The sequence below is a fragment of the Variovorax sp. P4_D9 genome (assembly GCF_056401695.1).
Window position 1 is genome coordinate 18676 of the sequence record NZ_JBFUIU010000013.1, and the last position, 18966, is coordinate 37641.

Annotated in this window: 18 protein-coding genes; 9 read left to right on the top strand and 9 right to left on the bottom strand. The window is 67.4% G+C overall.

Features of this window, described 5'->3' with window-relative positions; all coding sequences use genetic code 11:
• Nucleotides 1-15: 15 nt before the first annotated feature.
• From AC1DY5_RS02900 to AC1DY5_RS02940, 9 genes are all read right to left on the bottom strand, one after another.
• Nucleotides 16-642: an aspartate/glutamate racemase family protein gene (locus tag AC1DY5_RS02900; RefSeq protein ID WP_478108255.1), complete on the bottom strand. Its 627-nt coding sequence runs from the start codon at nucleotides 640-642 to the stop codon at nucleotides 16-18.
• 103 nt (nucleotides 643-745) lie between these two features.
• Nucleotides 746-2071, bottom strand: coding sequence for an NAD(P)/FAD-dependent oxidoreductase (locus tag AC1DY5_RS02905; RefSeq protein WP_478108257.1), 1326 nt, complete (start codon nucleotides 2069-2071; stop codon nucleotides 746-748).
• A gap of 21 nt (nucleotides 2072-2092) precedes the next feature.
• Nucleotides 2093-2812, bottom strand: coding sequence for a cupin domain-containing protein (locus tag AC1DY5_RS02910; protein WP_478108260.1), 720 nt, complete (start codon nucleotides 2810-2812; stop codon nucleotides 2093-2095).
• Nucleotides 2813-2858: 46 nt separating this feature from the next.
• On the bottom strand, nucleotides 2859-4340 hold the full coding sequence (locus AC1DY5_RS02915; protein WP_478108262.1) for an aldehyde dehydrogenase family protein: 1482 nt from the start codon (nucleotides 4338-4340) through the stop codon (nucleotides 2859-2861).
• A 142-nt stretch (nucleotides 4341-4482) separates the two neighbouring features.
• Nucleotides 4483-4977, bottom strand: coding sequence for an Lrp/AsnC family transcriptional regulator (locus AC1DY5_RS02920; protein ID WP_478108264.1), 495 nt, complete (start codon nucleotides 4975-4977; stop codon nucleotides 4483-4485).
• A gap of 83 nt (nucleotides 4978-5060) precedes the next feature.
• Nucleotides 5061-6464 (bottom strand): aminotransferase class III-fold pyridoxal phosphate-dependent enzyme, encoded by a 1404-nt coding sequence (locus AC1DY5_RS02925; protein ID WP_478108266.1) that lies wholly within the window; start codon nucleotides 6462-6464, stop codon nucleotides 5061-5063.
• A 170-nt stretch (nucleotides 6465-6634) separates the two neighbouring features.
• Nucleotides 6635-7753, bottom strand: a complete 1119-nt coding sequence (locus AC1DY5_RS02930; RefSeq protein WP_478108268.1) for an aminotransferase class V-fold PLP-dependent enzyme — start codon at nucleotides 7751-7753, stop codon at nucleotides 6635-6637.
• A 110-nt stretch (nucleotides 7754-7863) separates the two neighbouring features.
• Nucleotides 7864-8799: a 2-hydroxyacid dehydrogenase gene (locus tag AC1DY5_RS02935; protein ID WP_478108269.1), complete on the bottom strand. Its 936-nt coding sequence runs from the start codon at nucleotides 8797-8799 to the stop codon at nucleotides 7864-7866.
• Nucleotides 8800-8804: 5 nt separating this feature from the next.
• On the bottom strand, nucleotides 8805-9683 hold the full coding sequence (locus AC1DY5_RS02940) for a GNAT family N-acetyltransferase (protein ID WP_478108271.1): 879 nt from the start codon (nucleotides 9681-9683) through the stop codon (nucleotides 8805-8807).
• A 35-nt stretch (nucleotides 9684-9718) separates the two neighbouring features.
• Here AC1DY5_RS02940 and AC1DY5_RS02945 point away from each other — a divergent pair, with 35 nt between their 5' ends.
• From AC1DY5_RS02945 to AC1DY5_RS02985, 9 genes are all read left to right on the top strand, one after another.
• The gene (locus tag AC1DY5_RS02945; RefSeq protein ID WP_478108273.1) at nucleotides 9719-9943 is read left to right on the top strand and encodes a hypothetical protein; all 225 of its coding nucleotides are present in this window, start codon (nucleotides 9719-9721) and stop codon (nucleotides 9941-9943) included.
• Nucleotides 9944-10321: 378 nt separating this feature from the next.
• Nucleotides 10322-10678, top strand: coding sequence for a cupin domain-containing protein (locus AC1DY5_RS02950; protein WP_478108275.1), 357 nt, complete (start codon nucleotides 10322-10324; stop codon nucleotides 10676-10678).
• A gap of 191 nt (nucleotides 10679-10869) precedes the next feature.
• Nucleotides 10870-11535, top strand: a complete 666-nt coding sequence (locus AC1DY5_RS02955) for a haloacid dehalogenase type II (protein WP_478108277.1) — start codon at nucleotides 10870-10872, stop codon at nucleotides 11533-11535.
• A gap of 22 nt (nucleotides 11536-11557) precedes the next feature.
• Nucleotides 11558-12850, top strand: coding sequence for an NAD(P)/FAD-dependent oxidoreductase (locus tag AC1DY5_RS02960; RefSeq protein ID WP_478108279.1), 1293 nt, complete (start codon nucleotides 11558-11560; stop codon nucleotides 12848-12850).
• Nucleotides 12851-12901: 51 nt separating this feature from the next.
• Entirely contained in the window at nucleotides 12902-14524 is a 1623-nt protein-coding gene (locus tag AC1DY5_RS02965) for an ABC transporter substrate-binding protein (protein WP_478108280.1), read from the top strand.
• 24 nt (nucleotides 14525-14548) lie between these two features.
• Nucleotides 14549-15505 (top strand): ABC transporter permease, encoded by a 957-nt coding sequence (locus tag AC1DY5_RS02970; RefSeq protein ID WP_478108282.1) that lies wholly within the window; start codon nucleotides 14549-14551, stop codon nucleotides 15503-15505.
• A gap of 10 nt (nucleotides 15506-15515) precedes the next feature.
• Nucleotides 15516-16424: an ABC transporter permease gene (locus AC1DY5_RS02975; RefSeq protein ID WP_478108286.1), complete on the top strand. Its 909-nt coding sequence runs from the start codon at nucleotides 15516-15518 to the stop codon at nucleotides 16422-16424.
• On the top strand, nucleotides 16424-18052 hold the full coding sequence (locus tag AC1DY5_RS02980; RefSeq protein ID WP_478108289.1) for an ABC transporter ATP-binding protein: 1629 nt from the start codon (nucleotides 16424-16426) through the stop codon (nucleotides 18050-18052). Before AC1DY5_RS02975 ends, AC1DY5_RS02980 begins: the two co-directional genes overlap by 1 nt.
• A gap of 11 nt (nucleotides 18053-18063) precedes the next feature.
• On the top strand, nucleotides 18064-18966 hold a 903-nt coding region (locus AC1DY5_RS02985), incomplete at its 3' end, for a tartrate dehydrogenase (RefSeq protein ID WP_478108291.1).

Sequence of the window (18966 nt, forward strand, 5' to 3'; positions counted from 1 at the left end):
GGCTTGTCCTTGTTGCTAGGCCGAATCCCGCACCCGGGCAACCACCTCCTGCACCAACAGTTCCGGGCTCGCGAACACCGGTAGCCCCAGTTGACCGGCGAGCGGTTCGGCCAGGTGCGCCAACGAGGCTTGCGCCAGGACGATGCGATCGACCCGTGGCGCCAACTCGGCCGCAGCCTCGCACACGAGGCGATCGTGCAGGTCACGCCGGCCGCTGGCCAGGGCGTCGAATGCCGCCGCGCACAGCACGCTTTCCACCGAGATGTCCCGGCCGGCGCCCTGCGCGTGCGCGGTCAGCAGCGCGCGGCTCGGTGCGACGGTCGAGGCGGTCGTGCAGATCAGACCGATGCGGCCGGGCTCGCTGGCCACGCGGGCGTAGAGCGGATCGTCGATCTTGAGGATGGGCACACCAATCGTCTGGCGCGCCGTATCGATGGCCGGTGAGGTCGACGAGCACGTGAAAACGATCAACTCGGCCCCCGCGTCGGCCGCCAGTTGCGAGAGTGTGACGATGCGGCGCGTGATGCCGCTCGAAGGACCGTACCGGATCAGATCCTGCAGGACACTTTCGTCCAGCATGTGAAAGCAATCTGCGTCGGGCAACTCCGACTGGAAGCGCGGACGGAACCGCTCGACCAGCATCGCGACCGTGTGGATGAAGGCAATGCGCCGGATCATCGAAGCCCTTCGTGTGGTGATCAAAGGAGATGGGTCGTCAGCCTGGTGCGGCAAACCCGGAACAGGTCTAGAAATCAGCCACCTTGCCCCACATCGACTCCTTGAACCGTGCGGGATCGAAAGGCGCGGGATCGAAGATCGGCTTGGCCCCAGACACCAGGTCGGCGATCAGGTGGCCAGCGCCGGGGCCGATGCCGAAGCCGTGTCCCGAGAAACCTGCAGCCAGGATGAGCCCGGGAACCTGCGGCAGCTCGCCGATACCCGGCACGCCGTCGGGCGTGCTGTCGATGTAGCCCGCCCAGGTGTTGACGATGCGGGCTTCGCGCAGCACAGGCAACAGATCGACGGCACGGCGGTGGATTTCGCGGACACCCGCGGGGTCGGGCGTCGGGTCGAGGATGCGCGCCCGTTCCATCGGTGTGGGAGCGTCCAGCTTCCATCGAGCGCGGGTTTCGTGGCCCCATCGGATGCCTTCCAGGCCACCGGGAAACACGTTGCGCCAGCGCTTGGCGAACATCGGCAAGAACTGCGGCGCGAAGCGCACCAGCTGTGCCGTGGGGTCGGCGCGCCCTCGGCCGCTGATGGCCAGGACGTAGTGGCCGTCGGGGCGCCGGGTGATAGCAACGCGTGGGCTGGTCAGCGCGGCCGGCAGTTGCTGATCCACCGGCGCCAGTCGCACGATCGATTGGCGGATCGTGGCGACCGGAAACTGCACGCCGAGCTGGTTGCAGAACGAGGACGCCCACGCGCCGCCTGCGAGCACGGCGGTGCGGGTCTTGATGGTCCCCGCTTCGGTCACCACGCCGCTGAGCCGGCCGCCTTCCATCTCGATGCCACGCGCGGCGCAGTTCTGGTGCACCGTGCCGCCGAGTTTCATGAGCGCGGCTGCCACGGCGGGCGCTGCCTTGGCCGGATCGGCCGTGCCGTCGCTGGGTGAGAAGACGCCGCCTTTCCACGCGCGGCCGGTCGCCTGGCCGCGCTCCGAGGCCTCGCGGCCGCTCAGCATGTGCGTGGTCACGCCAACCGTCGTGGCGAACTCGCGCCACTTGGCCCAGCCGGCAATCTGGGCTTCGTCGTTGCTGAGGTACAGCAAGCCGCAGCGCTTGAAGCCCGTGTCTTCGCCGCTGTCGGCGGCAAACTGATCCCACAGCTCCAGGCTCCGGGTGGACATGGGTAGTTCGCGCGCGTCGCGATTCTGCTGCCGGCACCAGCCCCAGTTGCGGCTCGATTGTTCGGCGCCGATGCGGCCCTTTTCGACCAGGGCGACCGACAGCCCGCGCTGCGTCAGGTAGTAGGCGGTGAAGACACCGATGATCCCGCCGCCGATCACCACGACGTCGGCGCGGGCCGGCAGCGTGGGCGAAGTCTCGACAAGGCGCAGTGGCTGTGACATGGCTGGGGCTCGATCGTCGCCTCAGGCCTGGACGCTCTGGCACACGTAGAACTTCGCCACGCGGTCTCTGCTTTCCCAGCCGATCGGTGCGCCCTGCGGCACGAACAGCGCATCGCCGGTGACGGCAGACAGCACGCTGCCGTCGGGGGCTGCAAACCGCACACCGCCGGCCAGCAGGAACATGAACTCGTTGAGGCGATGCGCCCGGACGATCCGGTGGTAAGGGGTCGACTCCCAGGTGCCCGCGAGGTACTGCGCGCCGTCGTCGGTGAACACGTTGTCGCTGCGGCATTGCGGCGTGGGACCCAGCAGCGTCTCGGCCGGTGGCGGATTGGACGGCTTGAAGTTGGCTTCGGCGCGCAGTGCAGTGACGCCACGCTGGGTCGGCTTCTCGCAAGCGGCCGCGCAAAAGACGAATCGCGTGCGCGCTGCAGCCTGGATGTGAAGTGCGGTACCGCATCCGATGACGGCGCCCGCTTGCGGACCGAGCACCATCGGGGCCTCTCCGGCCACCGTCAGGGTCAGCTCGCCCTCCACCACCACAAGGGTCTCGATGTGGGGAAAGCGCGCGACATCGAGGTCACCGGTGAAGCTGACGCGGCCGGCGCTCATCTCGCCCGGCCCTTCCCAAGCGATTTCTCGGTTGCGCGCAAAGGGATCGGCCGGGCCGAAGGCAGCCCTGCGGAAAGAGGTCTTTGGCGATGCGCCATCGGCGCGGTGCAGCAGCAGGGCCACGGTCATGGTCGTTGTTCCTTTGAGTTGCGGGTATTTGTCTGCGTTGGCGCCCTCATGCGGCAGCGGGCGCCGGGCCGTCTAGGTAGCCGAGGATGGCCTTGGTCTCGAGGTATTCCTCCAGGCCCTCGACGCCGTACTCGCGTCCGTTGCCCGAGCGCTTGTAGCCGCCGAAGGGCGCATCGGGGCTCCAGGGCGGGTTGTTGATGTGGACCTGTCCGGAGCGGATGCGCAAGGCCACCGCGCGCGCGGCCGCCAGGTCGCGGCCCTGCACGTGCGCCCCGAGGCCGTATTCGGTGCCGTTGGCGATGGCCACCGCCTCGTCCACGCTGTCGTAGGCGATGATCACCAGCACCGGGCCGAAGATCTCTTCCTGCGCGATCCGCATCTGCGGCTGCACGTCGGAGAAAAGTGTCGGGCGCACGTAGCAGCCACGCTCCAGCCCCTGCGGCCGGCCGGGGCCGCCACAGACGAGGCGCGCGCCTTCGGCCGTGCCGACACCGATCATCTCCTGCACGCGATTGAACTGCGCGCGGTTGGCTACCGGACCATGCGTGGTCTGCGGCGAACGCGGATCGCCCACGACGAATGCAGAGGCCGTCTCGCATGCGAGCCGCTCGACCTCCGCGAGGCGTACGCGCGGCACGAGGATGCGGGTGGGCGCACTGCAGGACTGGCCAACATTGCGCATACCGGCCGCCACCGCAGCCGGTATGGCGCGTGCGAAATCAGCATCGGGCAGGATGACGTTGGGCGACTTACCGCCGAGTTCCTGGGCCACGCGCTTGACAGTTGGTGCGGCCGCCTGCGCCACCAGCACGCCGGCCCGGGTGGAGCCGGTGATGGAGATCATGTCGACATCCGGGTGCGCAGCCAGAGCGGCGCCAACCTCTGGCCCTTGGCCGTTGACCAGGTTGAACACACCCGCCGGAGCGCCGGCGTCGTGCATCACTTCCGCGAACAGCAACGCGCTTAGCGGCGACAGTTCGCTGGGCTTCAGAACGACGGTGCATCCCGCCGCCAAGGCGGGGCCGACCTTGGCGGTGATCTGGTAGAGCGGCCAGTTCCAGGGCGTGATCAGGCCGCACACCCCGATGGCTTCTCGCACGATGGCCGTGTCGCCCCGATGGGTGAGGAAGGGATAGCTGCCCGCAATGTCCCGGGCCACGCGGATGTGCTCCGCCGCAATAGGCACCTGAGTGCTACGCGCCATGCCGATTGCCGCGCCCATCTCCAGCGAGATGGCCTGGGCAAACAACTCCGCGCGCTCGAGAATCAGACTGTGCACGCGATCGAGAAGCGAGGCCCTGCTGTGCGGGGAACTCACGGACCAGGTCACGAAAGCGCGCTGCGCCGCAGCCACCGCGGCAGCAATGTCACTTGCACTTCCCAGCGCAATATCCGCGACGGGCTCCTCCGTCGATGGGTCGACGACGGCGCTGCGATCCTGCGTTTCCGGCATGACCCATTCGCCGCCAACGTACATGCGGTCCAGGTGGCCAGCGCTCCTGAGGTGTTCGATGATCGGGGAGTTCATRGCAAAAAGTTTAGGCTGCGTGCCCCTCGCGCCGGTGCTGCAATGAGGGTCTTGCACAAAGGAGGCTGCGGTTGTCCGAGTCGCTGCAAGCAGATCCTGCCGTCAGCCACCATCAGCCGGGAATGGGCTGAACGCAAGCGCCTCAGCGCGGATGCGGGAACAGCCGCTCGATCGGACAGTGCGTCTTGATGAAAGGCGACTTGATCACRATGTAGCTGAAGTACTTCGCGATGCCGATGTTGCGTTCGAGCAGTTCCTCGATCACTTCCTGGTAATGGTTGACGCCGCGCGTCAGGAAGCGCAGCAGGTAGTCGTAGCCGCCGCTCACCAGATGGCACTCGAGCACTTCGTCGACCTCCTGCATGGCGGTCTCGAAGCGCACGAAGTCCTCGCGATGGTGGTCTTGCAGCGTGACCTCGGTGAACACCGTTAGCGTGTCGCCCAGCTTCTCCAGCCGCAGGTGCGCGCCATAGCCGGCGATGTAGCCGGCCTGCTCCAGCCGCTTCACGCGCATCAGGCAGGGGCTGGGCGACAGGCCCACCGCATCGGCCAGGTCGACATTGGTCATGCGGCCGTTCTTCTGCAGCTCGGCGAGGATGCGCAGGTCGAGCCGGTCGATCTTGAATGCTTCTGACATGGGTGGTGGTGGTGGTGAACGCGGAGTCGTCGATTCTGCGGCCGCACTCTGCGCGCTGCGTCCGTTGTTTTCCCGGGGCCGCTTCAGTCCGCCAGCGCGCCGCGGACGTCGGGCGCCTGCAGCACCTCGTCGAGCGTGTTCTTGAGCCGCACGAACATCTGCGCGAACTCGTCCTCGGTGAAGGTAAGCGCCGGCGCGAAGCCAAGGATGTGATCGCCGAAGGAGCGGAACACCAGCCCGTTGCGGTAGCCCGCGGCGAAGATGCGGTCCGGCAGCCCGAGCGCCGCGTCGAAGCCGCGCTTGCTCGCCTTGTCGCTTACCAGCTCCAGCGCACCCAGCAGGCCGCGGTGGCGCGCATCGCCCACCAGCGGGTGCGCGCGCAGCCCCTCTAGGCCGGCCGCGAAATGTGCCGCGCCGCGCTGGCCGTTGGCCAGCACGCCGCCCTCTTCGTAGAGCCGCAGCACCTCGAGCGCAACCGCGGCGCTGACGGGGTGCCCCGAATAGGTGGCGCCATGCCCAACCGACGCGCCGGCCGGCGCACCATCGGCAATGCCCGCATAGACCCGCTCCGACATCAGCGTCGCGCCCATCGGCACATAGCCGGCGGTCAGGCCCTTGGCCACGGTCATCAGGTCGGGCTCCACGCCCTCGGCCTCGCACGCGAACATGGGGCCGGTGCGGCCGAAGCCGGTGATGACCTCGTCCACCACGAAAAGGATATCGAGTTCGCGCGCGGCCTCGCGCATGGCTTTGAGCCAGCCCTTGGGCGGCACGATCACCCCGCCCGAGCCCTGGATCGGCTCGCAGAAGAAGGCCGCCACGTTGTCTGCGCCCAACTGCTCGACCTTGGCGCGCAGCGACGCCACCGAGGCAGCGATCAGCGCCTGCGGATCGGCGCCGTCGGCATGGCGGTACGGGTTGGGCGAAGGGATGTAGTGCTGCGTGGGCAGCGGCAGGTCGAAGCCGCGGTGGAAGACCGGCAGCGCGGTCAGCCCCGCACCGGTGGACGAGGAGCCGTGGTAGCCGCGCTCCAGCGCGATGAACTGCTTCTTCGACGGTTTGCCGATCGCGTTGTAGTACTGCACGATGAAGCGCACCGCGGCATCGACCGAATCGGAGCCGCCGAGCGTCAGGTACACGCGGGTCAGCGATGCGGGCGTGATCTGCACCAGCTTCTCGGCCAGGCGAATGGCCGGCTCGCTGCTGAAATGGAAGTAGCCCGTGGCATACGGCAGCCGGCGCATCTGCTCGGCCGCGGCCTGCACCACGCTCTCCTGCCCATAGCCCACGTTCACGCACCACAGGCCTGCGAAGGCGTCGAGCAGTTCATGGCCGTTGGCATCGGTCAGCCACGCGCCGCGGCCCGAGGCGAGCACGGTGGGCCCGCGCTCTTCGTGCACGCGCCAGGGCGAGACGGGGTGGATGAGGTGGGCGCGGTCGATGGCGTCGAGCGCGGCCTTGTTGGGCAATGCGATGGGGTGTGTCATGAAGGGGCGGGAGTCGGGCCTTTGGATGTCCAAAAGCTTAGGCCGCATGCCCTACGTTCGGGTGCTGCATTGCGGGCCCTGTGCGAAGCAGGCTGCGGTTGTACGCTTCGCCACAGCAGATCGTGCCGTGAGACTTCCGCGGCAAGGAAGCGCCCGCGTCGGATGCGGTTCTAGCCGAGCACGCGGTCCAGCGCTTCCACGAAGCGCTGTAACTCGGTTTTCCGAATGTAGACATGCGGCGAAACTCTCAAGCCCTCGATCGGCCCCATGCGGCGGTACTTCGCATGCACCCGGTGCCTGTCGCGCAATTCCTGCTCGACATGCCTCATGCGGCACCGGCAATCGAGAACAGGCTGACCGCTGCGAGCCGCTCGTCGTCGACCGGCGTGTGCATGCTGAAACCTCGAATGCCACGAGCCAGTGCCACCCAATAGCGGGTCAACTCGCGCAGGCGAGCGTGCATGGCATGGACGCTGATTTCGCGATGGATCTCGATGGCGGGAGCGATGCCCGGCTACAGCGCGGAGTTGTAGGTCCCAAGGTTCCAGTGGTCGAATTTGTCGATGCGGTGCGGCACGTCTTCGAACGGTGCCATCAGGGGCCACGTGGATGCTATGCGGTCGCGGCGCGCGATCAACATGCCGTTTCCAACGGGAGCACCCAGCCACTTGTGGAGACTGGTGACGAAGAAGTCGCAGCCGAGCGTCCGGAAAAACTGACGGGTATTTGCGCGAAGGTCTGCGCCCCGTCGACCAAGGACGCCACCCCACGCTCGCGCGCCAGCTCGCACAGGCGCTCGGCAGGAACGCGCCCCGTCCATGCAGCATGTGCGTCAGCTGCATTACGCGCGTTCGCGGCGTCAACGCATTCGAATAGGCGCTCACGATGGCGTCGTCATCGTCGAGCGGATCGAAGCGCACAGTCACGACTCGGATACCTTCCCGTGCGGCGCGCTGCTGCCAGCCGCGCAGGGCACTCGGGTAGTCCCACTCGGAGACCACCACTTCGTCGCCGGGCTGCATGGTCACCCCGAAGATGACCGTGCTGAGTCCCTCCGTCGAGTTCCGGTTGAGCGCGATCTCGGCCGCATCGCAATCGACCAAGGCAGCCAGCGCGTCCTTGATCGAAGGCAGATTCGCATCGAGCCGGGTCCACATGTTGACGTCCGGGTTGCGGCTGACCAGGCGAAAGGCCTCGATCGCCGCCTGCTCGACGACCCGTGGTGGCGGGCTGACGGCCGCGTTGTTCAGGTTGAGCAGCGGTTCCTGCGCCGGATAGCGCGTGCGCACCTGCTCCCAGCGCTGCTCGTTGTCGCGTTGATCTTCTTGCATCTGTCGATTGGCTCCTGTGGTTGATGCTGCATGAGCGCCTTGTGCAATGCAGCCTCCGCTTGTGCGCCTCAGTACCCTCGCGCGCGATCGACGAGCCCGACCATCGGCTCGCCGTCCTGGTAGCGCTGCAGGTTGTCGAGCACCACCTCCGCAGCACTCAGCGGCTGCGTCACGCTCGCGATGTGGGGCGTGAGCTGGATGTTCGGATGGCGCCAGAAGGCATGCGCCGATGGCAGCGGCTCGGGGTCGGTCACGTCGAGAACGGCATCGCCGATGCGGCCGCTCGCCAGCGCGGCCAACAGATCCGCTTCAACGAGTTGCGGCCCGCGCCCGACGTGCACCAGACCCGCGCCTTCGGGCAGCATCGAGAACAGCCGCGCATCGAGAAAGCCGCGCGTCGAATCGGTCAGCGGCAGCAGGCACACGAGGATGTCGGTGCGCGCKAGAAAGGCCGGCAACTCGTCGGCGCCGGCATGGCAGACCACGCCATCGACCGCATGCCGGGAGCGGCTCCAGCCTGCGCAGTCGAAGCCCAGGCCCACGAGCTGCGCCAGCACCGCCTGACCCAGCGAGCCAAGCCCCAGCACGCCCACGCGGCACACGCTGGCCGGCCGCACCGGCAGCGGACGCCACTGGCTCTCCAGCTGCTGGCGCCGGTAGCTCGGCATGTCGCGATGCAGGTCGAGCACCGCATGCGTCACGTACTCGACCATGCCTTGCACGATGCCGGGCTCGACCATGCGCACCACCGGCAAGTCCGGCGGCAGCGCCGCGAAGTCGAACTGGTCGATGCCGGCGCCGGAAGAGAACAACACCTTCAGGTTGGGGAAGCGCTCGGCCAGATTGCGCGGGGGCTCCCAGGCCGCGAGGAAGCGCACCTGCGCCGGGTCGCCGATATCGGGCCAGATGCGAAAGTCGATCGCCGGCGCGCGGCGCTGGAACACCTCGGCCCACTGGCGGCCGCGAACCGGGTCGGACTTGTAGAGGAAGGTGGTGGCGCTCATCGTGATCAGCCCGTGGCCTGCGTAACGATTGCGAACAGGGACGGCCCGCCGGGCGGYACGGCGAGCGGCGCGCCGCGCATCATCGTCGTCAGCGTGTCCACGCGCAGCAGGCCGATGCTCTCGAGCCATTCGGCCAGGCCGCTGGCGAAGTCGATATCGATGCGCGTGAAGTTGCCGGCATTCATCCCGGCAAGGTGCGCGATCAATGCCTTCGCGCCTTCGGCATCGGGCGCCACCACCGGACCGATCGCGTGCCCGCGTCCGAAGCGGCGCAGCATGGCAAAGCCGCGCGGCGCGTTGTCGTGGTCGAGCACCACGCAGGCATTGGACGCGGCGAGCAAGTCTGCGATCAGCGCATCGCGCGGCATGCCGCGTGCCGCGGTGTCGAGCGCCTGCAGCGATGCGGCCTCGCTCTGGCCGGCAGGCCGCAGACGCCAGCCCGTCGGCAGAGCGACCAGCGGCGCCGGCTGGGCCACGCCCTGATGCTGCCGAAGCTCGCCGGTGCGCACGAAGCCCAGGCGTTCGTAAAGGCCTCGCCCTTCGGCGGTGGCGTGCAGCAGCACCGTGCAACCCTCGAGCTCTTCGAGCAGCGCGCTCATCAGCCGGTGGCCGAGACGGCGCCCCTGGCACGCCGGCGACACGATCACGAGGCCGATGGTGGCGTGGTGCTCGCCCCAGCGCCAACGCAGCGCGGTGCCGACCAGCTCGCCATCGCGCTCGGCGACGATGCCCTCGGCGTGGGCGAAAACCTGTGCCAAATCCGCGGGGCGGTGCGGCCAGCGCAGCTCGGCGGTCAATGCATGCGCGCGCGGCAAGTCGGCAGCGGTCATCGGTCTCAGCACCATGCCGTCGAGAGTGGGTGCGTTCGGTGTCTGGACGGGCATCGGAAGTCTTCGTACGAGCAAAAGGGCAGCTCATCTTGAACGACATCCGCGCCTTTCGCCAGACCGAATTCGCGCTCTTTCGCAACTCGCAAGCTTCTCCTGCAAAAGGTCCCTGTTTTGCAATTCGCTGCGGCAGCGGGCCTGCTTACGCATACAAATGCCGAGCCAATCTCCCTAGCATCGATCGCCCATGCAAAAGCTTCGACGCGGACTTGCACGTGCTTGATTTCGATCTCAACAGGACCTCCTTTTCCGAATGAACACTTCATCGGGGGTGTGTTGGTCATGACGAGGGCGAGGTGCTGGAGCTTCGTCGTCCATCCGTTGGGAAGTTCTATGCCGAGGTACCGATCGCTGCTGCAGCCATCGTCGACCGTGCGTTGAGCAGCGCGCAACCGCATTTTGGAACTTCCCCATCGCGCAGGCCGTCACCGAGATCGGTTGGCATTGGCGGCAGGCAACGACTTCTCCAACTGATCGCGGCAGTCTCACGCATTCCCCCACGCAAAGCAGATTGCGCTGTGCCGGCAGCCAATCGCGCATTTGCCACCGTTTTGGGCATCGGCTTCAGCACGCACTCGGGAGCGGCCAAACATAGCATTTGGTTCGTGTTCCACCCTCCTGAGAGTCCACTTTTCATGTCAAAGAATCTGCTCATTAACTTTAACTTGGACCAGCTAGGCGAAGCGCGGGAGTATCGGCCGCCGGCCGACCGCGTCATCGAAGGCGACATCGTGTGCCGCAATTGGGACGTCGACAGCGCCAAGGACGAAAAGGTGCGCGCCGGCGTGTGGGAGTCGACGCCTGGTATTAACCGCTCCATCAAGGGCGAGACCTGGGAGTTCTGCCTGATCCTGTCTGGCGTGGTCGAGCTCACCGAGGACGGACAGCCCCCGGTGACCTACAAGGCCGGGGACTGCTTCATCATGAAGCCCGGCTACACCGGCACCTGGCGCACCCTTGAGACCGTGCGCAAGGTGTGGATCATGGCCTGAGCATGACGCTGCCGCTGCCGCTGCCGCTCACGCTAGGGGCAGACCGCACGGCATGCCGCCGCACCCCCTCCAAACCGCAGCTTCCGCGCGCCAGCCCCTGCATTTCCCTACAACCTCGACGCCGCTGCGTGCTGCAATCGCTTCGTAATGAGTTCGTCGCATTTACATCCCTCATCCAAGGAACAGAGACCATGAGCATCCGCCCCAAATACATCACCTTCGACTGCTACGGCACCCTCACGCGCTTTCGCATGGGCGAGCTGACGCGCGACATCTTTGGCGACCGCGTTCCGGCCGAGCAGATGGAGCAGTTCATCGCCGACTTCAGTGCCTACCGCTTCGACGAAGTGCTGGGCGACTGGCAACCCTACGAAGTGGTGTTGAAGAACGCCGTTCGGCGCCTGTGCAAGAAATGGAAGCATCAGTACCTCGACAGCGACGCGCAGAAGTACTACGACGCGGTGCCCACCTGGGGCCCGCACGAAGACGTACCGGCCGGCCTGGCCAAGATCGCCAACGAGATCCCGCTGGTGATCCTGTCCAACGCCATGGACAGCCAGATTCAGAAAAACGTCGCCCAGCTTGGCGCGCCGTTTCACCGCGTCTACACGGCGCAGCAGGCCCAGGCCTACAAGCCGCGCCTGAAGGCCTTCGAGTTCATGTTCGACTCGCTGGGCTGCAACCCGGAAGACGTGCTGCACGTGTCCTCCAGCCTGCGCTACGACCTGATGTCGGCGGACGATCTGGGCATTGTCAACAAGGTCTTCGTCAATCGCGGCCACGGCCCGGGCAACCCGGCCTACCGCTACGTCGAGATCAAGGACATCGGCGGCCTCCCCGGCGTGGTCGGTCTCTGATCCGTTGCAAGCACCGCACGCCATGAAGCTTGAATCCTATTGGACCGATTCGGCGCCCGCCTTCGTCTCGCGCTCGTGCGAGCTGCCGGCGCAGGTGGATGTCGCGATCGTGGGCGGCGGCTTCACCGGCCTCTCGGCGGCGCTGGCGCTGACGAAGCGCGGCGCCAAGGTGGTGGTGCTGGAGGCCGGCGAGCGCGTAGCGGCCGAAGCCTCGGGGCGCAACGGCGGGCATGTCAACAACGGGCTCGCCCAGGACTACGCTGAAGTGGCCGTCAAGGTCGGCGTCGAGCGCGCCCGAGGCTGGTATCACGCCTACGACGACGCCGTGGACACGGTCGAGCGGATTGTGCGCGAGGAGGCTATCGCCTGCGACTTCCTGCGCCACGGAAAGCTCAAGCTCGCCACGCGGCCGAGCCAGATGGCCGCACTGGAGCGCAGCGCCGAACGCCTGATCGGTGACGGCGTGGACACCGATGTCCAGGTGCTCGACGCGGCCAGCGTGCGCGCCGAAGTGCAGAGCGACCAGTTCCACGGCGGCCTGCTCTACAAGCGCAGCGGCCAGATGCACATGGGCCGCTTCGCGCAGGGTCTGGCGTCCGCGGCCGAACGCAACGGTGCTCAGATCCATACGGGCGCAGGCGTGCAGCGCATCGAACGCGTGGGTCGCGGCCAGGCACACCGGCTGCACACCGGACGCGGCACCGTCAGCGCACAGCAGGTGCTGCTGGCCACCGGCGCGACGCGCCACGGCGGTTACGGCAGCTTCGGCTGGCTGCGCCGCCGCATCGTGCCGATCGGCAGCTTCATCGTCGTCACCGAGCCGCTCGGCGCCGAGCGCGCGCAGGCGCTACTCACGGCGCGGCGCACCTACGTGACGTTGGCGAACATCCACCACTATTTCCGGCTCACCGCCGACCACCGGCTGGTCTTCGGCGGACGTGCGCGCTTCGCAATCTCCAGCCTGCAGTCGGATGCCGCGAGCGGCGAGATCCTGCGCGCAGGGCTTGCTCAGCTCTTCCCGCAGCTCGGTAAAGTGCGGCTGGACTATTGCTGGGGCGGCCTGGTCGACATGACGCGGGACCGCCTGCCGCACGCAGGCGAGCGCAACGGCCTCTACTACGCGATGGGCTACAGCGGCCATGGCACACAGATGTCGGTCCACATGGGCCAGCGGATGGCGGCCGTGATGGGCGGCGATGCGCTTGCCAACCCCTGGCAAGGCCGCGACTGGCCTGCCATCCCTGGCCACTTCGGCCCGCCGTGGTTCCTGCCGGCGATCGGCCTTTACTACACGCTCAAGGACAGGCTGGCCTGAGCGCCCTTGTTACCACCCTTCTTCATCGACCCACCAAGAGGAGACAACCCCATGAACAGCACGAGCAACAAGAGCTTCGAGAAGCTTGTCGGTCCCGGCGAAAGCCTTCGCGTGATGGAGTCGCTCAAGCGCGGCGCCTCGCGCCGCGACATCCTCGCAATGCTGATGGCCGGCGGCATGCAGGCCACGCTGGCCGGTGGCATCGCAGGCGCGGCGATGAGCGCCCATGCGCAGACGCCGAAGAAGGGCGGCCGCATCCGCGTCGCCGGCGCCACTGCCGCCGCCACCGACACGCTCGACCCGGCCAAGCAGTCGAACCAGACCGACTACTCGCGCTGCAACATGATCTACAACGGGTTGACATCGCTGGACAGCAGCCTGACGCCGCAGCCTGCGCTGGCCGAATCGTTCACCACCAAGGATGCCAAGACCTGGGTTTTCACCTTGCGAAAGGGCGTCACCTTCCACGACGGCAAGGCGCTGTCGCCGGCCGACGTCGTGTTCTCAGTGATGCGCCACAAGGACCCGGCCACCGCTTCCAAGGCCAAGGTGCTCGCCGACCAGATCGACAGCGCCAAGGCCACCGGCCCCAACGAAGTGACCTTCGTGCTCAGCGCGCCGAACGCCGACCTGCCGGTCATCCTCGGCACCTCCCACTTCCAGATCGTCAAGGAAGGCACCACCGACTTCAACACCGGCATCGGCACCGGCCCCTACAAGCTCAAGGAGTTCAAGCCCGGCGTGCGCTCGCTGATGGTGCGCAACGACGCCTACTGGAAGCCCGGCAAGCCCTACCTCGACGAGATCGAATTCGTCGGCATTGGCGACGAAACCGCACGCGTCAACGCGCTGCTGTCGGGCGGAATGGACCTGGTGGGGTCGGTCAATCCGCGCTCGGTCGAGCGCGTGAAGGGTACGCCCGGCTTCGGGATCTTCGTTACCCAGTCCGGTCAGTACTCCGACCTCGTGATGCGCAAGGACGTGGGTCCCGGCGCCAACCCGGATTTCGTGCTCGGGATGAAGTACCTCTTCGACCGCGAGCAGATGAAGAAAACCATCGCGCTCGACTATGCGGTGGTCGGCAACGACCAGCCGATCGATCCGACCAACCGCTTCCATTTCGCCGGCCTGCCGCAGCGCCCCTTCGACCTCGACAAGGCCAAGTTCCACCTGCAGAAGTCCGGCGTTACCGGCAAGGTGCCGATGGTGGCATCGCCCGCGGCGCTGTATTCGGTGGAGATGGCCCTGTTGCTGCAGCAGACGGCCCAGCGCGCCGGGCTGGAGATCGACATCAAGCGCATGCCGGCCGACGGCTACTGGTCGAACCACTGGCTCAACAGCCACGTGGGCTTCGGCAACGTCAACCCGCGCCCGAGCGCCGACGTGCTGCTGACGCAGTTCTTCCAGTCGGGTGCGGCGTGGAACGAGTCGCGCTGGAAGAGCGAGAAGTTCGACCAGTTGCTGCTCGCGTCGCGTGCAGAGACCGACCTGGCCAAGCGAAAGCAGATGTATGCCGACATGCAGACCATGATCCACCAGGATGCCGGCATCGGCATCCCGCTGTTCCTCGCGAGCATCGACGGCCACACCTCCAAGCTCAAGGGTCTTTCGCCGATCCCCCTGGGCGGCCTCATGGGCTACAACTTTGCCGAGAACGTCTGGCTCGAGGCCTGATCCGCGCACCCCGGAAGATTCCCCATGAACCACGTGATCCTGAAACTTCTCGCCCAGCGCATCGCGTTGGCGCTGCTTTCGCTGCTCGCTGTGTCGGTCATCGTCTTCTCGATCACGGCGGTGCTGCCGGGCGATGCGGCGCAGGAGCAACTCGGCCAGGACGCCACGCCGGAGGCAGTGGCGGCGCTGCGAGCCCAGATGGGTCTGGACGTGCCGGCGCCCCAGCGCTACGCGAAGTGGTTGCTCGGCATGGTGAAGGGCGATCCCGGCCGCTCGGCCACCACGCAGATGCCGGTAGCCGAGCTGGTCGCAAGCCGCCTGCCCAACTCTCTGTTGCTGGCTGCGGTGACGGCGCTGTTCTCCGTGCCGATCGCACTGGCACTCGGCATCGCCTCGGCGGTCTGGCGCGGCTCCTGGTTCGACCGGGCGGCCTCGACGACGGCCGTTGGCGTGGTGTCGGTGCCGGAATTCCTGGTCGCGACGCTGGCGGTGCTGCTGTTCGCGGTCAAGCTGCGGTGGCTGCCGGCGCTGTCCTTCGTGAACGACATCGAGTCGGTCGGGCAAATGCTGCGCGCCTTCGCCATGCCGGTGATGGTGCTGTGCTGCGTGATCGTCGCGCAGATGATGCGCATGACCCGCGCCGCGGTGATCGACCAGCTCGAGGCGCCCTACATCGAGATGGTGCGGCTCAAGGGCGCCTCGCCGATGCGCATGGTGCTGGCGCATGCGCTGCCCAATGCGGTGGGTCCGATCGCCAACGCCGTGGCGCTGAGCCTGTCGTACCTGCTGGGCGGCGTGATCATCGTCGAGACCATCTTCAACTACCCCGGCATTGCCAAGCTGATGGTCGACGGGGTCTCGCAGCGCGACATGCCGCTGGTGCAGACCTGCGCCATGATCTTCTGCTGCGCCTACCTGATCCTGGTGACGACGGCCGACATCTGCGGCATCGTCGCCAACCCGCGGCTGCGGCACCGTTGAGGAAAGCACCATGGAAACGTCCACCTCTGCAACAGTCGTGAGCGCCACGGCTTCCCTGGCGGCAGCGTTGCCAGATCGCCGGGGCGGCCCGCTGCGCTGGCTCGCCGGCTTCGGCCCGTCCGGGCTCCTGGGCCTCACGGTGCTGCTGTTCTGGCTGCTCGCGGCGCTGCTCGGCCCCTGGCTACTCTCCTCGCACGGCACGGCGGCCACGGGCACCTCGAACGTCTTCGCGCCGATCAGCGCGAAGCACTGGCTGGGCACCGACTACCTCGGCCGCGACATGCTGGCGCTCATCATCGAGGGGGCGCGCTACACGGTCGGTGTCGCGCTGCTCGCCACACTTCTGGCCAGCGGCACCGGCACCACGCTGGCGCTGCTGGCCGCCGCCAGCGGCCGCTGGATCGACGCGGTGCTGAGCCGCGGCCTCGATACGCTGACCGCGATCCCGAGCAAGATGTTCGCGCTCATCATGGTGGCAGGCTTCGGCTCCTCGGTGCCGATGCTGGTGGTCACCGCAGGCATCATCTACGTGCCGGGCGCCTACCGCATCGCGCGCTCGCTGGCCGTCAATATCAATGCGCTCGACTACGTGACCGTGGCGCGCACGCGCGGCGAAGGCACGCTCTACATCATGCTGCGCGAGATCCTGCCCAACATCCTGGGGCCGATGCTGGCCGACCTGGGCCTGCGCTTCGTCTACGTCGTGCTGCTGCTGGCGAGCCTGAGCTTCCTCGGCCTGGGCATCCAGCCGCCGGCGGCCGACTGGGGCTCGCTGGTGCGCGAGAACATCGGCGCGCTGGCCATGGGCGGCGCCTCGGTGATCGTGCCGGCGCTGGCCATCGCGAGCCTGACCATCGCGGTCAACCTCGTCATCGACAACTTGCCCGGCCGTGCCGCGCGCGAAAGAGGAGCACGCTGATGGGCGCACCACTCACTGTCCAGGGCCTCAGCATCACTGCCGGTGCGAACACGCTGGTCGATAACCTGAGCTTCTCCGTGCAGCCTGGCGAAGTGCTGGCGCTGATCGGCGAGTCGGGCTCCGGCAAGACTACCACCGCGTTGGCGCTGATGGGCTATGCGCGCCACGGCTGTCGCATCTCGGCGGGCCGAGTGCAGATCGGTGACACCGACGTGCTCGCGCTCAATGCGGCGCAACAGCGCGGGCTGCGCGGCCGCACGGTTGCGTACATCGCGCAGAGCGCGGCCGCCTCCTTCAATCCCTCGCGCACGATCATGGACCAGGTGGTCGAGCCGACCGTCATCCACGGCCTCTGCAAGCGGACCGAGGCCGAGGCGAAGGCGGTGCAGCTGTTCCGCGAACTGGCGCTGCCCGACCCGGAAACCATCGGCGCGCGCTACCCGCACCAGGTCTCCGGCGGCCAGCTGCAGCGGCTTATGGCCGCGATGGCGCTGATCGGCGACCCCGAGCTCGTGATCCTGGACGAACCGACCACGGCGCTCGACGTGACGACGCAGATCGAGGTACTGCATGCCTTCCGCCGCGTGGTGCGCGAGCGCCGCGCCACCGCGGTGTACGTGAGCCACGACCTGGCCGTGGTGGCGCAGATGGCGGACCACATCCTGGTGCTGCGCGGCGGCCGCATGCGCGAGCTGAATGCGACCGGACAGATCTTGGCCGCACCGGCCGACGACTACACCAAGTGCCTGCTGGCTGCCGCCCGACCGGTGACGCGGGAATCAGGCAAGGCGGCGAACGACGACCCCGAGCTGCTGCTCCATGTGCAGCAGCTCTCGGCCGGCTACGGCCCGGTGGATGCGCAGGGGCGTCCGGCCAAGCCGATCCTGCAGGACATCGACCTCAAGCTCCACCGCGGCCAGGCGATCGGCGTGATCGGCGAGTCGGGCTCGGGCAAGACGACGCTGGCGCGGGCCGTGGCCGGCCTGCTCAAGCCCAGCCACGGCAGCGTGCTGTTCCGCGGCCGCGAACTCAAGCCGACGCTGCAGCAGCGCGACCGGGACGAGCTGCGCCGCATCCAGATCGTGTTCCAGATGGCCGACACGGCGCTTAACCCGTCGCAAACCATCGAGCGCATCCTGGCGCGGCCGCTCGAGTTCTACAAGGGCCTGCGCGGCGAGCCGCTCAAGCGCCGCATCCGCGAATTGCTGGATCTCGTGAAGTTGCCGCAGACGGTCGCCGGGCGCCTGCCGGGCGGCCTCTCGGGCGGGCAGAAGCAGCGCGTGAACCTCGCGCGCGCGCTCGCGGCCGACCCCGACCTCATCCTTTGCGACGAAGTGACCTCCGCGCTGGACACCGTGGTCGCCGCGGCGGTGCTCGACTTGCTGGCCGAGCTGCGGCGCGAGCTCGGCGTGTCCTACCTGTTCATCAGCCACGACCTGCATACGGTGCGCGCGGTGTGCGACGAGATCGTCGTGATGCAGCACGGCCGCAAGCTGGCGCAGGTGGCACGCTGCGACTACGAGCGCGGGCCTCACCATCCCTACTACGAACTGCTGGCCCGATCGGTGCCCGAACTGCGCCAGGGCTGGCTCGACGACATGGACCGCACGGCTGCGGCAGCAACATGACGAAAACCGAAATGACCCCCACCTTCCGCATCGCGCTGATCGCCGGCGACGGCATCGGCAAGGAAGTGATGCCCGAGGGCCTGCGCGTGGTGCAGGCCGCGGCGGCGCGCTTCGGCTTCGAGCTCGACTGCCGCGTCGTCGACTGGGCCAGTTGCGACTACTACGCCGCGCACGGCCAGATGATGCCGGACGACTGGAAGGAGCAGCTCAAGGGCGTCGACGCGCTGTACTTCGGCGCCGTCGGCTGGCCCGCGACCGTGCCCGACCATGTCTCGCTGTGGGGATCGCTGCTGAAGTTCCGCCGCGAGTTCGACCAGTACATCAACCTGCGCCCGGTGCGCCTCTTCGAAGGCGTGCCGTGCCCGCTGGCCGGTCGCCAGCCCGGTGACATCGACTATCTTGTGGTGCGCGAGAACACCGAGGGCGAGTACACAGCGCTCGGCGGTGTGATGTACGAAGGCACCGAGCGCGAGATCGTGATCCAGGAATCGGTGTTCTCTCGCCACGGCACCGACCGCGTGCTGAAGTACGCCTTTGAACTCGCCCAGGCGCGCAAGAGAAAACACCTGACGGTGGCCACCAAGAGCAACGGCATCGCGATCAGCATGCCGTGGTGGGACGGCCGCGCCGACGCGATCGGCCGCGACTACCCCGAGGTGCTGGTCGACAAGCAGCACATCGACATCCTGTCGGCGCGCTTCGTGCTGCAGCCCACGCGCTTCGACGTCGTGGTGGCGAGCAACCTGTTCGGCGACATCCTCTCCGACCTGGGGCCCGCGACCACCGGCACCATCGGCCTCGCGCCCTCGGCCAACCTGAACCCCGAGCGCAAGTTCCCGTCGCTGTTCGAGCCCGTGCACGGCTCGGCGCCGGACATCTACGGCCAGAACATCGCCAATCCCATCGCCATGATC